This is a genomic window from Lentzea kristufekii (genome assembly GCF_033949925.1).
GTDB classification, from domain to species: domain Bacteria; phylum Actinomycetota; class Actinomycetes; order Mycobacteriales; family Pseudonocardiaceae; genus Lentzea; species Lentzea kristufekii.
The window spans coordinates 298,883-317,064 of the sequence record NZ_JAXAVV010000006.1 but is presented as its reverse complement, the minus strand read 5'-3'; the positions used below and the strand labels follow the sequence as shown (position 1 = coordinate 317,064).

At 70.9% G+C, this 18,182-nt stretch carries 16 protein-coding genes and 1 pseudogene; 6 read left to right on the top strand and 11 right to left on the bottom strand.

Going from position 1 to position 18,182, the window contains the following annotated elements:
• Nucleotides 1-49: 49 nt before the first annotated feature.
• Nucleotides 50-880, top strand: a complete 831-nt coding sequence (locus SK571_RS15335; RefSeq protein WP_319984732.1) for a glutaminyl-peptide cyclotransferase — start codon at nt 50-52, stop codon at nt 878-880.
• 74 nt (nt 881-954) lie between these two features.
• On the opposite strand, the gene SK571_RS15330 is transcribed toward SK571_RS15335, so the two are convergent.
• Entirely contained in the window at nt 955-1,899 is a 945-nt protein-coding gene (locus SK571_RS15330; protein ID WP_319984731.1) for an acyltransferase domain-containing protein, read from the bottom strand.
• A 305-nt stretch (nt 1,900-2,204) separates the two neighbouring features.
• On the opposite strand from SK571_RS15330, the gene SK571_RS15325 reads away from it, so the two are divergent.
• The 3 genes from SK571_RS15325 to SK571_RS15315 all read left to right on the top strand — a co-directional run bounded on the left by SK571_RS15325 (nt 2,205) and on the right by SK571_RS15315 (nt 4,799).
• A complete protein-coding gene (locus tag SK571_RS15325; protein WP_319984730.1) occupies nt 2,205-3,728 on the top strand; it encodes a non-reducing end alpha-L-arabinofuranosidase family hydrolase in 1,524 nt (507 codons plus the stop codon).
• A 183-nt stretch (nt 3,729-3,911) separates the two neighbouring features.
• On the top strand, nt 3,912-4,607 hold the full coding sequence (locus tag SK571_RS15320; RefSeq protein WP_319984729.1) for a glycoside hydrolase family 11 protein: 696 nt from the start codon (nt 3,912-3,914) through the stop codon (nt 4,605-4,607).
• Between the two features lie 69 nt (nt 4,608-4,676).
• On the top strand, nt 4,677-4,799 hold the full coding sequence (locus SK571_RS15315) for a hypothetical protein (protein ID WP_319984728.1): 123 nt from the start codon (nt 4,677-4,679) through the stop codon (nt 4,797-4,799).
• Nucleotides 4,800-5,064: 265 nt separating this feature from the next.
• Here SK571_RS15315 and SK571_RS15310 read toward each other — a convergent pair whose 3' ends face one another.
• The 3 genes and pseudogenes from SK571_RS15310 to SK571_RS15300 form a co-directional block, all read right to left on the bottom strand.
• Nucleotides 5,065-5,493, bottom strand: a complete 429-nt coding sequence (locus tag SK571_RS15310) for a hypothetical protein (RefSeq protein ID WP_319984727.1) — start codon at nt 5,491-5,493, stop codon at nt 5,065-5,067.
• 164 nt (nt 5,494-5,657) lie between these two features.
• A pseudogene (locus SK571_RS15305) lies at nt 5,658-6,011 on the bottom strand (transposase); the annotation flags it as partial.
• A 70-nt stretch (nt 6,012-6,081) separates the two neighbouring features.
• Nucleotides 6,082-6,642: a hypothetical protein gene (locus SK571_RS15300; protein WP_319984726.1), complete on the bottom strand. Its 561-nt coding sequence runs from the start codon at nt 6,640-6,642 to the stop codon at nt 6,082-6,084.
• A gap of 28 nt (nt 6,643-6,670) precedes the next feature.
• Here SK571_RS15300 and SK571_RS15295 point away from each other — a divergent pair, with 28 nt between their 5' ends.
• Nucleotides 6,671-7,072, top strand: coding sequence for a winged helix-turn-helix transcriptional regulator (locus tag SK571_RS15295; RefSeq protein ID WP_319984725.1), 402 nt, complete (start codon nt 6,671-6,673; stop codon nt 7,070-7,072).
• Between the two features lie 55 nt (nt 7,073-7,127).
• On the opposite strand, the gene SK571_RS15290 is transcribed toward SK571_RS15295, so the two are convergent.
• The 3 genes from SK571_RS15290 to SK571_RS15280 form a co-directional block, all read right to left on the bottom strand.
• The gene (locus SK571_RS15290; protein ID WP_319984724.1) at nt 7,128-7,421 is read right to left on the bottom strand and encodes an STAS domain-containing protein; all 294 of its coding nucleotides are present in this window, start codon (nt 7,419-7,421) and stop codon (nt 7,128-7,130) included.
• On the bottom strand, nt 7,351-11,574 hold the full coding sequence (locus tag SK571_RS15285; protein WP_319984723.1) for a SpoIIE family protein phosphatase: 4,224 nt from the start codon (nt 11,572-11,574) through the stop codon (nt 7,351-7,353). Before SK571_RS15285 ends, SK571_RS15290 begins: the two co-directional genes overlap by 71 nt.
• A 122-nt stretch (nt 11,575-11,696) precedes the next feature.
• Nucleotides 11,697-12,536: a YhjD/YihY/BrkB family envelope integrity protein gene (locus tag SK571_RS15280; protein WP_319984722.1), complete on the bottom strand. Its 840-nt coding sequence runs from the start codon at nt 12,534-12,536 to the stop codon at nt 11,697-11,699.
• A 21-nt stretch (nt 12,537-12,557) separates the two neighbouring features.
• Here SK571_RS15280 and SK571_RS15275 point away from each other — a divergent pair, with 21 nt between their 5' ends.
• Complete coding sequence (locus SK571_RS15275; RefSeq protein WP_319984721.1) at nt 12,558-13,280, top strand: CDP-alcohol phosphatidyltransferase family protein; 723 nt, start codon at nt 12,558-12,560, stop codon at nt 13,278-13,280.
• Here the strand turns inward: SK571_RS15275 and SK571_RS15270 are convergent.
• From SK571_RS15270 to SK571_RS15255, 4 genes are read right to left on the bottom strand one after another with little or no spacing between them, the layout of a single operon-like run.
• Nucleotides 13,242-14,714, bottom strand: a complete 1,473-nt coding sequence (locus SK571_RS15270; protein WP_319984720.1) for a phytoene desaturase family protein — start codon at nt 14,712-14,714, stop codon at nt 13,242-13,244. The two genes, SK571_RS15275 and SK571_RS15270, sit on opposite strands and share 39 nt — an antisense overlap.
• A gap of 1 nt (nt 14,715) precedes the next feature.
• A complete protein-coding gene (locus SK571_RS15265; protein WP_319984719.1) occupies nt 14,716-15,834 on the bottom strand; it encodes a glycosyltransferase in 1,119 nt (372 codons plus the stop codon).
• Nucleotides 15,831-16,667, bottom strand: coding sequence for a carotenoid biosynthesis protein (locus tag SK571_RS15260; RefSeq protein WP_319984718.1), 837 nt, complete (start codon nt 16,665-16,667; stop codon nt 15,831-15,833). The genes SK571_RS15265 and SK571_RS15260 overlap by 4 nt, the downstream gene beginning before the upstream one ends.
• Nucleotides 16,664-18,181 (bottom strand): FAD-dependent oxidoreductase, encoded by a 1,518-nt coding sequence (locus SK571_RS15255; protein WP_319984717.1) that lies wholly within the window; start codon nt 18,179-18,181, stop codon nt 16,664-16,666. The genes SK571_RS15260 and SK571_RS15255 overlap by 4 nt, the downstream gene beginning before the upstream one ends.
• Nucleotide 18,182: the final 1 nt, after the last annotated feature.

Sequence of the window (18,182 nt, the reverse complement as noted above, 5' to 3'; positions counted from 1 at the left end):
CCTGTGGAGGTGGAAGCGGCCCGGGTCGGCCGTCACGACGATCAGTGCGGTGAAACCGTTGCGCGTCAACAGATTTCTCTGTCCGCTGTCGGCAGCACTGCTGGCTCTCACCGCCTGTTCGGCTCCCCACCGCGACGCCCACGACAGCCCGGCACCGGCCACCACGGCCAGTCCCGCACCGGCTGCGCTGCGCGCCCCCTCGCGGCACTTCCGCGCGCAGGTCCTCGCGCGTGTCCCCACCGACCGGGCCGACGCACGCGGTCTGGAACTGGTCGGTGACCTCCTGGTGGAGAACACGGGCCCGATGATCCGCGTGATCGCACCCACCACCGGTGAGGTCCGGGTCGAGCGGCCCGTGCAGCCGGGCAGCGCAACCGCGCTGACACCGGCCGGGCTGTGGCACACCGGCACCGAAGCCGCCGTGGTGCTCGATCCGCGGTCGTTGGCGGAACGACGCCGCACCGCGATCATCGGCGAGAGCTGGGGACTCTGTTACGACGGAACGCACCTCGTGCAGTCCGACGGCGCCGCCAGACTGCTGCTACGCGACCGCGACACCGCCGCGCTGGTCCGCGAGCTGCGGCTCGGCGCCCGTGAATGGTCCACCGCACGTCTCGGCGAGCTCCACTGCGTGACCGTCGACAGCCACCCGCAGGTGTGGGCGGCCGTCACCGGGACGGACTGGATGATCCGCGTGGACCTCGCCTCCGGTGCCGTCACCGCGGACGCCGACCTCACCGCCGTCACCGTCGCCGAACTGCCGACGGGCCGCGACCAGGTGATCGGGGGCATCGCGGCGGTGCCGGACACGGCGGGGGAGCTGTGGCTCACCGGCAGGCACTACCAGCACCGCTACCGGGTCGGGCTGCGGCCCCGGTGACGAAATATCATGTCCTCTATAGCTTCAGTGTTGACCGAAATCAAACATTCGCGGCGAGGAGTGCGTCGGAACCGCTAGATCGGGAACCGGCCACGACGCCAGTACCAGTGACGGCCTGCCCGCAGGTGGTCGACGACCGCGCGCTGGAGCACCGTGTCGCGCGGCAACTGCTCGAGCGGGGTGGACAGCGTGCGGAACACGAACCGCCGCACCTCGACGTCGGCGTCCAGCCCTTCCTGCTCCTCGTGCGGTTCCAGCTCGAACCTCTGCTGGAACCGCACGATGTTGGAGTCCTCCGGCAGGTACTCCCGCAGCTGCGGGTCGAGCAGCCACGAGCCGCAGGAGAACGCCGTGTAGTGCTCGTCGGGGAAGTGGCGCGGGAAGAAGGCGCGGGCTTCGTCGAGTGACGCCGTGACCGCTTGCGGAGTCAGCGGGCCCGAGTCGGGGATGTGCAGGGAGAGAGCGGTGTCGCCGCGGTGGTGTTGCAGCCGGCCGAGTTCGTAGACGGCTCCGCGCGTGTGCAACGTCAGCCAGCTCTGCATGACCGGCCAGCCCTCGCGGTTCATCCGCCTGTCGATCGCGAGGTTGCGGCCCAGGTCGGCGAGGGTCGTCCACGACACGGCGTCGGGGATGCCGTGCTCGCGGTGGTAGTTCGTGACGACGTCGACCAGGGCCAGGTATGCGTACACGTAGAGGTGCCGCCAGGCGGGGCCCCGGTCGCGCGGTAGCGCCGGGCCGGGTGGCAGCCACTGGTGGCCGCCGAGATCGGCCCGGACCAGGGCGGTCGAGCGGTCCAGCAGCCAGCGCAGCTCCGGCGTCCACAGCGGAGAGCCGGGGTCGGGCCAGCCCGCCACGACCTCGGCGGCGTCGTCCGGCCGCACCCCGAGGCGGTCGAGGATCGCGGGCGCGTCGGCCTTGGCGGGCAGCGGGGCGGACGGCCGGTCACCGGCGAGCCTGTGCACGCGGCCGACCTCCTCGACGGTGACGCCGAGCCGGGCGGCGGTGTCCTCCAGATCCACACGGCCGACCCTACCGGGCCGCTCCTGCGCCGGTGCTGTTCGAATGCGCTCAAAGAATCCGTCTTTTTTAGCAACGAACAATGCGCCGGACCTGCTGTCCGCGTTCCCTGTCGAACGCATTCGACAGTTCTTGACCGCGCGGAGGTCATCCCTCAGAGTTGATGGAGGCGGCCGTATCCGCCGCACAGACATCTCTGTGACGCAATTGTCGTTCGCCCTGAAAGGGCACGACGGACCGCTCGGCGCAAGCGGTCCGCCGAACGTCGCATCTCGCGATCCCTGCCTCGATGAAGAGGAGCACGTTCATGGCCGGATCAGGCCACCACCCGTCCACTTTCGTCCCCCGCGCCCGCAGACGTCGCGCGGCCGGCATCACCGCCGCCGTGGCCGTCCTGATCGGCGGTCTGGTCGCGGCCTTCAGCGCGGCGCCCGTGTCGGCGGCGACCGTCGACACCGCCGCCTGGTACGTCCTGGTCAACCGCAACAGCGGCAAGGCGCTGGACGTCTACAACCTCGCCACGAACGACGGCGCGCGCATCACCCAGTGGGCCCGCAACGACGGCAACCAGCAGCAGTGGCAGTTCGTCGACTCCGGCGGCGGCTACTACCGGCTGAAGTCACGGCTGTCGGGCAAGGTCCTCGACGTCCACAACTTCTCCACCGCCGACGGCGGCAACATCGTCCAGTGGGCCGACTCCAACGGTACCAACCAGCAGTTCCGCCTCGCCGACTCCGACGGCGGGCACGTGCGGCTGATCAACCGCAACAGCAACAAGGCCGTCGAGGTGCAGGGCGGCTCCACCGCCGACGGCGGCAACGTCGTCCAGTACAGCGACTGGGGCGGTGCCAACCAGCAGTGGCAGCTCGTCCGCGTCGGCGGCGGGACGAACCCCACCACCACGACGAGCAACCCGCCCGGCGGCTGCTCGCTCCCGTCGACCTACCGCTGGTCGTCCACGGGCCCGCTGGCGCAGCCGAAGCAGGGCTGGGTGTCGCTCAAGGACTTCACCCACGTCCTCTACAACGGCAAGCACCTGGTCTACGCGACGACGCACGACACGGGCACGACGTGGGGCTCGATGAACTTCGGGACCTTCACGAACTGGTCCGACATGGGCTCTGCCAGCCAGAACGGGATGAGCACCGGCGCCGTCGCCTCCACGCTGTTCTACTTCGCGCCGAAGAACATCTGGGTGCTGGCCTACCAGTGGGGTCCGACCGCCTTCAGCTACCGGACGTCGAACGACCCGACCAACGCGAACGGCTGGTCGTCGCCGCAGACGCTGTTCACCGGGAGCATCCCCGGCTCCGGCACGGGCCCGATCGACCAGACGCTCATCGCCGACGACACGCACATGTACCTGTTCTTCGCCGGTGACAACGGCAAGATCTACCGCGCCAGCATGCCCATCGGGAACTTCCCTGGCAGCTTCGGCTCGTCCTGGACCCAGATCATGAGCGACACGCAGGCGAACCTGTTCGAGGGTGTCGAGGTCTACAAGGTCCAGGGCCGGAACCAGTACCTCATGATCGTCGAGGCGATGGGGTCCGGCGGGCGCTACTTCCGCTCGTTCACGTCCAGCAGCCTGAGCGGCTCGTGGACGCCGCAGGCCGCCACCGAGAGCAACCCGTTCGCCGGCAAGGCCAACAGCGGGGCGACCTGGACCAACGACATCAGCCACGGCGACCTGATCCGCACCAACCCCGACCAGACCAAGACCATCGACCCCTGCAACCTGCAGCTGCTCTACCAAGGGCGCGATCCGAACTCCGGCGGCGACTACGGCCGGCTGCCGTACCGGCCGGGCCTGCTGACGCTGCAACGCTGATCACCGGACGCACCCCGTCCGCGAATTGGAATGATCGAAGAACGGCTTCACCATTGACCCGCCGAGAAGTTTCGAAAAATTATCGAAACTTCTCGGCGGTCTTATGAAGCCGGTTCGGCGCTGCTAGTGTCGAAAAAGTTTCGACCGCTGCCGTGCCCACCTCAATGCTGAGGAGTACCACATATGGCTGAAGCCCATTTTCGACCGTCGAGCCGCAAACGCGGCCGATTGGCACTGCTCGTCGGCGGTGCCTGCACTGCGCTCGTCATGGCGATGACGCCGGTCGTCGCCGGCGCTGATGTGGGCATCACCGCCACGTGCTCGAGCCAGACGGGCAACAACGGCGGGTACTACTACTCGTTCTGGACCGATGGTGGCGGCCGGGTCTGCATGGAGTTCGGATCCGGCGGCAACTACAGCACCTCGTGGAGCAACGTCGGCAACTTCGTCGGCGGCAAGGGGTGGAGCAACGGTTCACGCCGGACCGTGAACTACTCCGGCAGCTTCAACCCGTCCGGCAACGCTTATCTCACCCTGTACGGGTGGACGTCGAACCCACTGGTCGAGTACTACATCGTCGACAACTGGGGAAACTACCGGCCCACCGGCACGTACAAGGGCACGGTGACCACCGACGGCGGCACGTACGACATCTACCAGACGATGCGCTACAACGCGCCCTCTGTGGAAGGCACCAAGACGTTCCCGCAGTTCTGGAGCGTCCGGCAGCAGAGGCGGACGGGCGGATCGATCACCACCGGCAACCACTTCGACGCGTGGAACCGGGCCAACATGCGGCTCGGCAACTTCAGCTACTACATGATCATGGCGACCGAGGGATACCGGAGCAGTGGCAACTCCAACATCACGGTGAGGTGAGCCTCGTCGGATGACGCGCTCCTCCTCCGCCGGACAAGCCACGACGCTGTCCGGCTGAGGAGGAGCGTCGTGGGTGCCCGCAGGACCGTTCCCGGCGCACCGCTGGCCGACCTGCGCCACGTCGCGGAGCTGGGGTCGCGGCCCGGCCTCTGCGGCTCGACGAGCATCCCGGCAGGCCTGCCCGCGTCATGACCCTGGTTCCGGCAGCCCCGCGGACGAAGGCGCCTTCCCCCTCGCCCGGCCCGCACCGAAGGTGTCGGCTGCGGTGACGCCAACCTGCTCGACTGGCTGCACCCCCGCCGCGCGACCGGGCTGCGGTGGCTCGCCGTGCTGTGGAAGCAACGCGGCCACCGCCCGGACGAGTTCCTCCGGCAGCTCGGCCGGGTCCGGACTCATCGCCTGACCCGGCCGGTCCTCGGCGACCGCAGAGGCGCTTCGCAGAGTCCGGGCCCGCAGCTCAGAACCGGGTCATGGTGGAGGCGTACCCGCCTCCGCCGGGGTAGACCCATTCCCCGGTCACCGCGGTGCCGTCCAGGCTGAAGGTGCCCCGGTAGTTCGCCGGGCTGCCTTTCGCACCGCCCCAGATGGTCAACGTGTCGTCCTTCAACTCGTAGACGTAGTCGAGGGTGTTGCCGGTCGAGTCGTAGAACCGGGACACCACGTCCACTCCGGCGGGTTCGCCGAACGGGCGCAGGTTGCCGATCACCTCCACGCCGGTGACCGGCTGGCCGAACTGGGTGAGCTCGACGTGCTGGAGCAGGAAGAACCGGCCGGGCATCCACTCGTAGCGCACGGTTCCCTCGGCGCCGCCGGTCACGGTCCACGCGCCCACCAGCCGGTCCAGCGCCTGCAGTTCGGCACTCGGCTGCACGGTCGTCTCGGTCATCTCGTTCTCCTCGAGGTCGGTTGTCGTGCGCCGGTACCTCGGAGCCGCCGCACCGCCCTCGACACCGCGTGACTATGACCCAGGTCACATTCAAATCGTGTCGAGCCGGCGGGGTCGGCGACGTGGTTGCGGCGAGCACTCGTCGAGGAGTTTCAATGATCGTGTCAAGCGGCCTGGGCCGTGGGTTGTGGTGAGCGATGAAACTCCCGGCCGTCGCGCAGCAGTGCCCAGATGACGTCGACCAGGCGGCGTGCCAGTGCGATGAGCGCTTGGGTGTGAAGCTTGACCTGGTCTCGTTTGCGCAGGTAGAACCGTCGGGATGGGCCGTCCTGGACTTTGATCGCGGACAGGGCGGCCAGGTAGAACACGCGGCGCAGGCCGCGGTGGTAGCGCTTGGGCCGGTGCAGGTTGCCCCGTACTCGCCCGGAGTCGCGGGGCACGGGTGCGAGTCCGGCGTAGGCGGCCATGCGGCCGGAGTTGCCGAACATCGCGCGCAGGTCGCCGCCGGTGTCGGCGAGCAGGCGGCCTTGGATGCCGGCGGCGCGGGAGTGGTGGCCGGCCGTGCGGGGCACGCGGTGGCGGCTGTCGTCAGCGACCCCGGCGGTCGAGCGCGATCCAGTTGGTCTCCCACGTCGTTCCACCGTCGCCGGAGAACGCCTGCTCGAACCTGGCCTGGTCGGGCCCCTGGCGGAAGACCAGGAACCGCACCTTGATCGGGCGGCCGCCGAGCTGGTCGTCGCCGTAGAACTCGCCTGCGCCGTCACGGAATCCGCCGAACACCGCCGGGGTGAGCACACCGTCGCGCATGCCGGCGAAGTTCAGGCTCCACCGCTGGGCCTGGGGTTCGTACAGCCGCAGGTTGAGGCCCTCGATGCGCCCGCTCGGGCCGGCGATCCTCAGCTCGACGACGTTGGCGCGCCGATCCATCAGGGGACGCACGACGCTGGTTCCGCTGAACTGGAGCCAGCGGTCGGCGGACTCCGACAGCGGCTCGGCGAGCACGCGCACGGTGGTGCGCCAGTCGCCGATCTCCCAGTCGAAGTCGCGTTGACCGTCCGTGGTCTGCGAGGCGTGTCCGGAGGCGGTGGTCGCGGCCGCCAGTGCAACGGAGAGCACCGCGACGAGGATTCGCTTGTGTGGCAAGGTCATGGCCTGACTATCGGAGCGGAGTCCGGTCGTGGACAAGAAGGCACCTGCAGGTAACCCCTCGCGCCCCAACCCGTTGCCCGGCTGCCCGATGGCCGCCGCGTTCGCCGCGATCGGCGGGAAGTGGAAGCTGACCCTGCTCTACTGGCTCGCCCACGGCGAGACCCACTTCGCTGGCCTGCGCCGCCGCGCCGCCCCGATCACGCCCAAGGTGCTGGCGGAGCAGCTGCGCGAGCTGGAGGCCGACGGACTCGTCGAGCGCGTGGAGACCGGGCCGGTTCCCGCGCCCGTCGTCTACCGGCTCACCCCCTACGGGACAACGGTTCTGCCCGTCGTCGAAGGGGTGAGGGTGTGGGGCGAGGCCCATCTGCGACGCACACAGGGGGAGGCCTCGCCGGCAGTTCCGATGAGCTGCGCGGACATGATCGCCTGATCCCCTCGTGCCCACCGGACGCGGTGGACAGTCCGATCGCGACGCGAACCCGTTGTCACTCCTCCCTTTCCCGGACGGTGGTCATCGAGGTGAGCCCGGACATCTCGAGGATGGGGGAGAGCAACGAGGTCGCGATCAGTTCGGTCCGCTCGGCGTGCGTGAACAGCACGCTCATGCCGGCGCTGTCGATGTAGTGCACCTCGGTGAGGTCGACGACCAGCGGTCCGGTGGTGTCCGTGACAGCGGCCGCGAACGCCTGGGCGTTGCTCAGGTCGATCTCACCCACCGCCCTGATGACGGACCTGCCCTGCGGGTCGACGGTCTTGGTCAGCGTCAGCGGCGTCGTCATCGAGAATCCTCACCTGCATCGTCACGGTGGTACCGGAGGGATCGGGGCGAATGGTGACTTCGTCCATCACCGTCTGCATGATCGCGGTGCCCCGGCCGCGTTTCGTCGCGGGGTCTGTCGTCGGTGGCTTCCAGGTGCCGGTGTCGGCGACGGTCGCGAGCAGCCCGGCGCCACCCGCCGTCTCCACCCGGACCCGGACGGCCTCGCGCGTGGTGTCCCGGTAGGCGTGCTCGATCGCGTTGGTGCACGCCTCCCCGACGGCCAGCAGGACGCTCTGGGCGCGTTTCGCGGAGAGCCCGCATTCCCGCAGCCAGGTGCGCAACGCGTGCCGGGCGTCCCCGAGCCGGCCGGGCTCCGCGGGAAAGGTCATGTCCAGCGGTGCCGGGTGCCGGTACAGGAGCAGGGCCACGTCGTCGTCGTAGCCCCCTTCCGGGGAGAGAGCCGTCATGACCTGCCCTGCGAGGTCTTCCAGCCCGCTCGCGCGGCCCTCCTGGACCGCGTGTGCGGCCTTGTCGATGCCCTCGGTCAGCGAGCTGCGACGGCGTTCGACGAGCCCGTCGGTGTAGGTGAGCAGCGTGGAACGGGGCGGCAGGTGGCACTCGGCCTCCGTGCGCCGCACGCCCAGTTTCACCGCGAGCGGGATCGACCGTCCGCCTTCGAGCAGGTGGGTGGTGCCGTCGGGGAGCGCCAGGATCGCGGGCGGGTGTCCGGCGCTCGAGTAGACGAGGTGTCCGGTGGCGGGGTCGAGGACTCCGCAGAACACCGTGGTGCACAAGGCTCCTGGAACGCCGTCGGCGAAGTGGTCGAGCGCCATGAGGGCGCGTGCGGGCCCGGTCTCCTGCAGCAGCAACGCACGGCAGGCGCTGCGCAGCTGACCCATCACCGCCGCGGCGCTGAGCCCGCGGCCGACGCAGTCCCCGACGACGATGCCGATGCGCTTGTCGGGCAACGGGAACGTGTCGTACCAGTCGCCACCGACCTCGAGCGGACGCGCCGCCGGTTCGTAGCGCACGGCGAAGCCACCGGGCAGGTGCGACGGGCCCAGGATGGCCCGTTGCAACGCCAGCGCCGTCTCCCGCTGCTGGTCGATCTGACGCGCCCGGGACAGGCCCTGCGTGAGATGACCGGCCAGCAACGACAGCAGCAGCTCGTCCTGCTCCGTGAAGTGGGTGTGCGAGTGGAGGTGCAGCCACAGCACCATCGGTCCGTCGGGGTGCTCGACGGTGACGGCGGTGCTGCCGTCCTCCAGGGCGACGGGGGTCAGCGCGCTGTGGTCCTTCAGCGCGTCGAGCGTCGACCGCCGGCGCGCCGGCAGGTCGTCCCAGGCGAGGCGCTCGGTGACGGTGGTGACCCACGGCGTCTCGTGGCGGCCGAAGACGACGGCCAGCACCTGCTCGGTCCGCCACAGCGTCTCCAGGTGCTCGAGCGCACCGGACAGCGCCTCGGAGGCGCTGGTCGCCCGGGACAACCGCACGCTGAGCTCCGCGAGCGCGGCCTCACGCCTGCGGGCGTGGTGGTCTGCGGTGACGTCGCGGAACGTGCCGACCGTGACCGTCCGGCCGCTGTCGGCGTCGCGGGCGGGGTTCATGAGGGCGCTGACCCACAGCCTCCTGCCGTCGCGATGGGTGACCGGGACGGTGTGGCTGCGCTGGTCGCGCCCGGACCGCGCCGCGAACGCGTCGGCGAACTGGCGGTGCGCCTCGGGATCGGTCCGCTCGTCCGGCCACCACGGGTGCGGCACGGCGTAAGGCACGCCGTCCGCCCCGTAGCCGAGGATGTCGGTGAACGCGGCGTTGACCTCGACGACGGTGCCGTCGTCGTCGCAGACGAAGAACGCCTCCTGCAGCGAGTCGATCAGCGCGTCGCGCCAGCGGGCGTGCCGGCCGCGCAACCGGGAGAGGTCGACGTTCGCCCGCACCCGCGCCAGGAGGTCCGCGGCGGCGAACGGCTTGACGAGGTAGTCGTCCGCGCCGGCCCGCAGTCCTTCACCGGACGCCTCCTGCCCGGCACGGGCCGACAACAGCAGCACCGGCACGGCCATCGTGCGCGGGTCGGCCCGCAGGGCGGTGACCAGGGAGAGACCGTCCATCCGCGGCATCATCACGTCGCTGACCACGAGGTCCGGCGGATGAGCGCGCGCCGTCTCCAACGCCGCCTGGCCGTCGTTCACGGCGCGGACCTCGTAGCCCGCCCTGAGCAGCAGCCGGGTGAGGTACTCCCGCATGTCCGCGTTGTCGTCGGCGACGAGCACGGTGGCGGGCACCTGCGGTGCGGTGCCGGCGGCCGCGGTGGGCAGCAGGTCCTCGGCGACGAGGCCGGGATCCGGCAGCCAGCGCAGCGCCTCCTGCACGTAGGGGGCGGCGATGTCGGACACCGTCGGCGGCACGGCCTCCCGCGACAGCGCCTCGGCGGGCAGGTGGTCCGTGCCGAACGGCAGCTCGACGGTGAAGCGGGTGCCCTCGCCCTCCGCGCTGTCGGCCTGGATGGAGCCGCCGTGCAGGTGGACGAGCTCCTGCACGAGCGCGAGCCCGATGCCGCTGCCTTCCCGCGACCGGGACCAGCTGTTCTCGATGCGGTGGAAGCGTTCGAACAACCTGGGGATCTCGTGCCGCGGCACACCGACCCCGGTGTCGCTGACGGTCACGACCGCCTTGCCCGCGCCGCCGCGCACGGTGATGCCGACCGAGCCCTCGACGGTGAACTTGAGCGCGTTGCTCAGCAGGTTCAGCACGACCTTCTCCCACAGGCCGAGGTCGACGTGCACCGGTTCGGGCAGGGGAGAGCAGTCGATCTCGAAGCTCAGTCCCGCCCGCTCCACGGCCGAGCGGAACACGCCGGCCAGCTCCGCGGTGATCGTCGCGAGCTCGACGGGCTGGAAGTGCGCCTGCATGCGGCCCGCTTCGAGCCGCGAGAAGTCCAGCAGGGTGTTGACCAGCTTGCCGAGCCGCAGACCGTTGCGGTGGATGACCTCCAGCTCCTGACCCGCCTGCGGGTCCGCCTGGCCCAGCCGGTCCCGCAGGTCCTGCACCGGGCCCATGATGAGCGTGAGCGGGGTGCGGAACTCGTGGCTGATGTTGGAGAAGAACGCGGTCTTGGCGCGATCGAGCTCGGCGAGCTCCTCGGCACGTCGTTGCTGGGCCTGGAAGTCGTGGGCTCCGGCGATGCCCGAGGCGATGTGGCCCGCGACCAGGTCGACGAACCCGCGGTAGCCGTCGTCGAGCGGACGGTGCCTGTTCAGGCCGGCGACCAGGAACCCGTGCGGTGCGCCGCCCGGCCGTTGCAGCGGCACCACCAGCGCGCCGGAAGGAGGTCTGTTCCAGTCGCCGCCGGGCAGATCGGCGAACCGTTCGCCGTCGAGCTCGACCAGGACGGAGTCGCCGCCCATCACCGCCGCCACCGGCCACACCGGTGACCCGTCCGCGGGGGAGATGGCCGCCGGGGCGACCGGATGACCCGGCGCGATGCCCGTCGTCCCCGCCAGACGGGCGCCGCCGTCGTCGACGAGGTAGATCAGGGTGAACGGCAGGTCCCGCCGGTTGCGCTCGAGCTGCGTGCAGTCGAACGCCAGCACCTCCCGCTCCTCGCGCGCGACGGTGGGATCCGAGCCGAGATCGCGCAGGGTCGCCATCCGCCGTTCACCGATGACGCGCTCGGTCTCCTCGCTGACCACGCACAACATCCCTGCCACCGCACCACGTTCGTCGCGCAGCGGGCTGTAGGAGAAGGTGTGGTAGGTCTCCTCCGAGTACCCCGAGCGCTCCAGGAACAGCAGCAGGGCCTCGTCCCAGGTCGCCCGTCCGGTGCGGAGCACGGTGTCCACCCTGGGCTTGACGTCCTCCCAGATCTCCGCCCACACCTCGGCGGCCGGCCGGCCCAGTGCCCACGGGTACTTGCGGCCCAGCGTGGTGAGGCGATAGGCGTTGTTGCAGAAGAAGGTCAGCTCCGGTCCCCACGCCATCCACATCGAGAACCTGGACGACAGCAGGACGCTGACGGCCGTCCGCAGGCTCGGCGGCCAGTCGCCCGGTGGTCCGAGCGGGGTGGCGGCCCAGTCCACCGCGGCGAGGTCGCGGCCGATCTCCGGGTCCTCGGCGAACACGTCGGTGAGCACGGAACGGTCGTGTTCGTGTCCACTGCCGTCAGAGCGCCCCACCGACCATTCCCTTCGCCAGACCGCGACATGCTGATCCGTCCAGAGTGCAGACACCCGGCGCGGGCCGCACAACGAGCGGTGGCGAGTGTGCGCCGCGCCACCGTCACGCACGTCCATCCGCTTCACCTCTGGCGGAGCACGTCGTGCGTGCTGAGCGTGATCCGGTAGCCGAACAACAGCAGGGCGTGCAGCAGGAACAGCCACAGCCCGAGCGCCGCCACCGCGCCGGGGATCGCCAGGCCACCGTAGGGAATCGACCAGTCCACGGGGATCAGCAGGAACGTCGCGAACCCGTGCAGGAATCCCGTGAGCACCGCTCCCACGGCGACCCCGGCGGCGAGGATCGTCCTGACCGGCAGCGCGACCGGACCGACGAAGGCGAACACCAGGCCGACGGTCACGCAGATCGGGACCATGTCGAGGTGGAACGACAGCACGACTCCCAGCACGGTCGACCAGCCCCCGGCCTCGTAGAGCGGGCCGACCACCGAGGCGAACGCGAGCGGTAGCGCGACCAGCAGGGGCGCGAGCAGGAGCACGGGGAGGAACGCGATCCGCCCGGCCCAGCCGGTCCACTTGGTCGGCCGTTCGCCGGCGGCCTGCACGAGGCTGCGGCGGAGTCCTTCGCCGTAGAGCGACGCGGGGAACAGCGCGGCGGCGAGCAACGGCCAGGAGGTGGTCGTCGCCGCCTCGGCCAGCCCGACCAGTGCGGCGGTGGGGTCGTGGGCCTGTGGCAACGACCCGCCGACCGTGCGTGCGCCGCCGATCACGAGTTCCGGGCCGAAGAGCAATGCCACTCCTCGCAGTGCGAGCAACAGCGGCACCAGGCCGAGCGCGGAGAAGAACGTCAGCCCGGCGGCCCACAGCAGGAGGTCCCGGCCGCGCAGCGCGCTCGACGTAGCCGCTGCCACGGCGCGGAGTACATGCATGATCGGGAAGTACCCGAACCTGCGTGAAGTCATCCACCGGCCTACCGTGGTGGCGTGACCGGTGACGAGGCGAACCCAGTCGACGGGTGGTCCCGGCTGCACGGTGAGGACGTGTCCGCGAGCAGGCTCGTCGTCGGCTGGCTGCGGTTCGTGCACGCGCTGGCCCGTCCGCTCGACCGCGTTCCTCCCGATCTGTTGTCGGTGGCCGGTGTGGTGGTCGCGGCGGGCGCGGTCGCCGCCGCCGGTGCGGGTGGACGGTGGCCCCTGCTGGCGCTGCTGCTGGTCGTGGCGACCGGAGTGCTCGACGGACTGGACGGCGCGGTCGCCCTGCGCACCGGCCGGGCGCGGCCGCTGGGCGCGGTGGTGGACGCGGTCGCCGACCGGCTGGCGGACCTGTCGCTGGTGCTGGTCCTGCTGGTGCTCGGGGTCGAGGCGTGGTGGTGCGCCGCCATCGGGGTGACCGTGTTGCTGCACGAGTACGCGCGGGCGAAGGCGCAGGCCGTCGGGATGGCCTCGGCCGGTGCGATCACGGTGGCGGAGCGCCCGATCAGGGTGATCGTGGTCGCGATCGCCTGTGCGGGAACGGGTCTGGCGCCCGGCGGCACACCGGGCACCGGGTGGAGCTGGGCCGTCGTGTCGGCACTGGTGTGGGCGGCGTGCGCCGTGGCCGGGTTCGGTCAGCTCGCCGCCGGCATCCGGCGAGAGCTCACGGGCCGGCCGTGGACGGGGCCGTTCGCGTCAGGCCGGTCCGATCATGCGGGCGACGATCCGCGCTGACATCGCCACGAGCGGCAGCCCGCCGCCGGGATGCGCCGAGCCGCCGACGAGGAACAGTCCGGGAACGGGAGCGCGGTTGGCCGGCCGGAGCAGCGCTGCCCGCGGTCCGTTGGACGACGAGCCGTAGATCGACCCGCCGACGGCTCCCGTGTCGCGCGCCCAGTCGGCCGGTGTGCGGACCACGCGCCACCGCACCCGGTGCCGGACGTCCAGCCCGCGGTCGGCCATCACCCGCAGGACGCGGTCGGCGTAGGAGTCGGCGAGACCTGGCGTGGTCCAGTCGACGTCTCCGTGCCGTGGCGCGTTGACCAGCACGAACCACGCCTCGTCTCCCTCGGGCGCGACAGCGGGGTCGTCCGGTGCGCACACGTAGATCGCCGGGTCCGGTACGGGGCGCGGGTGCCGGCCGAAGATGGAGTCGAACTCGGCGTCGTAGTCGGCGGGGAACGACACGCGGTGGTGCACGGGTTGCGGGGACTTCCCCTGCAGCGCGAGCAACAGCACGAACCCCGACAACGACGGCTGAGTCTTGCGCAGCATCCGGTGCGGACGGTGCGAGCGCCGGTCGCTGAGCAGGTTTCCATAGAGATGTTCGGCGTCCACATCGGACACCACGACGTCGGCGGGCTGTCGTTCCCCGTCCCGCAGGCGCACGCCGGTGACTCCGCCGCTGCCGGACTCCACGGCGGTGACGGTCGCGGTGAAGCGGAAGCGCACTCCGAGGTCGACGCAGCGGCCGTACAGGGCGTCGCCGAGCCTGCGCAGCCCGCCATGCACGTACCAGCCGCCGAACCGCTGCTCGATGAACGGGATCACCGTCATCAACGCGGGGGTGCGGCGCGGGTCGGAGCCGCTGTAGGTGGCGTAGCGGTCGAGGAGCATGCGCAGCCGGGGATCGCTCAGCCGTCGCTCGCCCAGTCCGCGCAGCGTGCGCCACGGCGCGATCGCCATCAGGTCGCGGACGCTCGCCGACCGGCGCAGCAGATCCCCCACACCGCTCAGCGGGTTCTGCAGCACCGGTTCGCCGACGAGGTCCCACAACCGTTCCGCATCCGTGAGCACCGCCCGCCACTGCCGGGCCGCCTCAGGCCCGAACGCGTCGGTCAGCGCGGCCTCCACGTGCTGCTCGGCGTGCGGCATGTCGAGCTCGGAGCCGTCGGGGAAGCGGTAGCGGCAGGTCGGCTCCACCGGCACGATCTCCACGAGGTCGTCGAGCGGTGCGCCCGTGGCCGCGAAGAGGTCGCGGTAGACGTGGGGGAGGGTCAGCAGCGACGGTCCGGTGTCGAACGTGAAGCCGTCGCGCTGCACCGTGCCGAGCTTGCCGCCGTGGCCGGCAGCCTGCTCGTACACCGTCACCTCGTGTCCGGACTTCGCCAGCCGCGCGGCCGCGGCCAGTCCTCCCATGCCCGCGCCGACCACCGCTACCCGTGCCACGTCAGCTGCTCTCCCGCAACGATCGGCCCTTCCAGTGCAGCCGTCCTGCCCGCCGGGCTCGCCACGACCGCGCGACGAGCGTGAGCAACAACCCCACCGACACGGGGTGGGCCAGGGCGTCGGGCCACACCCGTCCACCGGTGTGCCGTGCCGTCACGGCCCTGGTGAGCACCCCCGCCGCGTATCCGACGGCACCGGCGCGCGACCCCGTGAGCGCGGCGATCGGCGGCAGGACGTACAGCCACGCGAGCACGACCGACAGCGCCGCCGCGGCCGCCGGGGTGCCGGTCGCGGACCACAGCGACTTCTCGTACCCGTCCCGGACCTCCGCCCAGTCCTCGTACATCCGGCAGACCGCCACGGTGCTGCCGTCGACGACCACGCCGCGGCCGCCACTGCGCTTGACCGCACGCATCAGGGCGATGTCGTCGAGCACCGCCGTGGCGATCCCCGCGAAACCTCCACTGCGCTGATAGGCGGCGGTGTCCACCACGAGGAACTGCCCGTTCGCCGCGGACAACGACGGCCTGGGGGAGCGTTCGGCCAGTCGCAACGGCAGGAACACCAGCCACGACCACTGCAGCAGCGGCTGGACGAGACGGGCCCCGGCACCGTCGGCGAGCTGGCGCGGGAACGGCGACACCACGTCGAGGTCGTTCTCGCGCAACATCGCGACGGCCGCGGCGACCGCATGTGGCGCGAGCACGACGTCCGCGTCGACGAAGACCAGCACGTGACCCTCTGCCAGTTCGGCCAGCCGGGCGCAGGCGTGGGGCTTGCCGGGCAACCCGGCAGGCGGCGCATCGCCCGTGACGACACGCAGTCGCGGGTCGTCACCCGCCACCAGGCGCACCTCGTCGGCGGTGCCGTCGGCCGAGCCGTCGTCGAGCACGATGATCTCCAGCTCGGGCACACCGCGCTGAGCCCGCAGCGACCTGATGGTCGGCGCGATCCGGTGCGCCTCGTCCCGCGCCGGTACCAGCACCGACACCTTTTCCTGGCACTGAGGCGGATCCGCCGCCGGCACCCGCATCAGCCGCGCGTTCACAAGAGCGTGCGCCGCGGCCACAAGAGAGCCGACGGCGGCAGAACGCACCGCGGCGCCGAGAAGTCTCCTCACCGATGTGCCCGCCACAACGTGAACGCGAACGGCACGGCCACCGCTCCCATGAGCAGACCGGCGACGAGGGACACCGCGGGCCGGTCGAAGAACGCCGCGTGCGCCCACACCGAGGAACCGTAGGTCCACAGGTACAGCACCGGACCCGGCCCCGCCCGCAGGTCGAGCTCCCTGGTGACGCGCGGCCGGCCGACGCTCCAGTGCAGAGCGGTGATCATCAGCGCCGCGACCAGCAGCCAGCCGGCGTAGTTGGTCAGCGGGACACCGTCCACACCGGGCAGTGCGGGACTGGGATCGGCCCACACCCAATGCCCGGCGTCGACCATCTGCGGATCGAGGAACACGTCCCACGACGCCAGGGCCCACGCGCCGACCACGACGACCAGCCAGGCCGGGCGGTCCACCCGCACCCAGGCCGCGAGCGACCGGCCGACGAGCAACGCCGGCCAGCACATCATCACCCACGCGAGGGCCACGACCATCGGCACTCCGGCGACGTCCAGGCCGAGCGTGCCCGAGTAGCGGTAGTCGCCGAACGGAAAGCCCGTGTGCACGCCGACGGTCTCGGCCAGCAGACCGCCGCCTCCGGCGATCACCACCAGCAGGGCCGCCGCTCGCGGTCCGAATCGGGCGAAGGCGTCGCACACCGACGCCACGGCGAACGCGATCACCGACGCCACCGTTGTGAAGAGCCTCGCCTCCGGCTCTGTCATGGAATAGACGATCTGCGCCAGCACGACGAGCGCACCGCAGATCCACGCCACGGCGCGCAAAGCACCGACGTATTTGCGAGCCACGACATCTGAGGCGCCGCGTTCGACGCCGACGTTCACGCAGACCTCCGCCGGCGCGCAGCCGCACGCAGGAGCGGGACACGGCCTTCCACCGGCACCGTCCAGAGGTCGGTCCCGGTCACACCCCACCGGCCGAGCAGCTGGTTGGCGGCGGCGAAACCGGTCGTCGCCGCGCGCTCCATCAACGCCACCGGCAGGTCGATGCGCACGAGATCTCCCGCCAGCACCAGGAAGTCGTCCGGCGTGCTCACCCGAGGCCTGTCCTCGTAGCCGCCCGCGGGGAACAACGGGCAGTCGGACCGCCACTCGTGCCGTTCGTCGATCACGATGGCGCCCTTGGTCTCCGGGTAGACCTCGGTCAGCTGCTCCCAGAGGCGCAGCCTTGCCTCGCGTTCGTCCACATCGGATGGTATGGCGTAGCCGTGCAGCTCCACCACCGAGCCACCTGTGCGCGCCGCCCAGGCCCTCGCCTCGTGTTCGTAGGCGTCGAGCACACTCACGTTGTCGAGCAGGTCGTACCCGCTGGTGCCGATGAAACCCGGCCGGTCGACCGGCCGGTCCAGCCAGTACCGCGACACCAGGAACGGTGGCGCGGTCCGCAATCCCGCCACCTGGGCACGCCAGCCGGCGTCTCCCAGGTCCGGTGACGACCGCACGATCCCACGCAGTCCTTTCACGTCAGCGGCGAGCACCACGGCGTCGGCGTCGACCACACCGTCTCCGGTGGTGACGGTGAAACGCCTTGCCCCGCCCCGTTCCACCGACTCCACGTCCACACCCGTGCGCACCTCGGCGCCCAGTTCGACGAGGCGGTGGCCGAGCGGATCCCACAGGCCGTGCGGGAACGGGTCCGCCGCGACGTCGAAGAGCAGTCCCTCGTTCGACCCGAGGAAGTAGATGTGGAACATCACGGCGAGCTCGGCGGCCGACATGTCCCGCGGATGCGCGAAGAAGCTGCGGGAGAACACTTCGAACGCGAGTGCGTGCGCGGCCTCCGGGAACCGGACGCGTTGCAGGTACTCGGCGGCGTCGATGCCGTCGAGCTCGTCGTAGACGCCCGGCACGGACACGTCCAGCAGTTTCAGCGCCGCCTCGGGGTTCATGTCCGGCAGATCACGCCAGCGGAACGTCGGGCTGCGCCGCAGGAACGCCAGCACGTTCCACGGCGCTGTCGTCGGCATGCCGGCGAACGAGTCGCGGTCGCCCCGCGCGTGCCACAACGGGTAGTCGGCCATCGGCGTGAGCGCACGGCCGTCCGGATCGACGCGCCTCAGCAGCGCGCGCAAGTTGTAGTACTGCCGGAAGAACGCGTGGAAACCACGGGTCATCGTGACGTCGCTGCCGTCCGCCAGCCGCGTGCGCCAACCGCCGACCCGCCCGCCCAAGTACGACTCACGTTCGTACAGCACGACACGCGCGCCGCGTTCCGCGAGCAAAGTGGACGCTGCGAGACCCGCGATGCCACCGCCCACCACGGCAACCACCGGCACGTCGCCGGTGAGGCGGGGACGTCCCGCCGGTGCGGGAATCCGCACCGCCTTGCGATCCTTCATC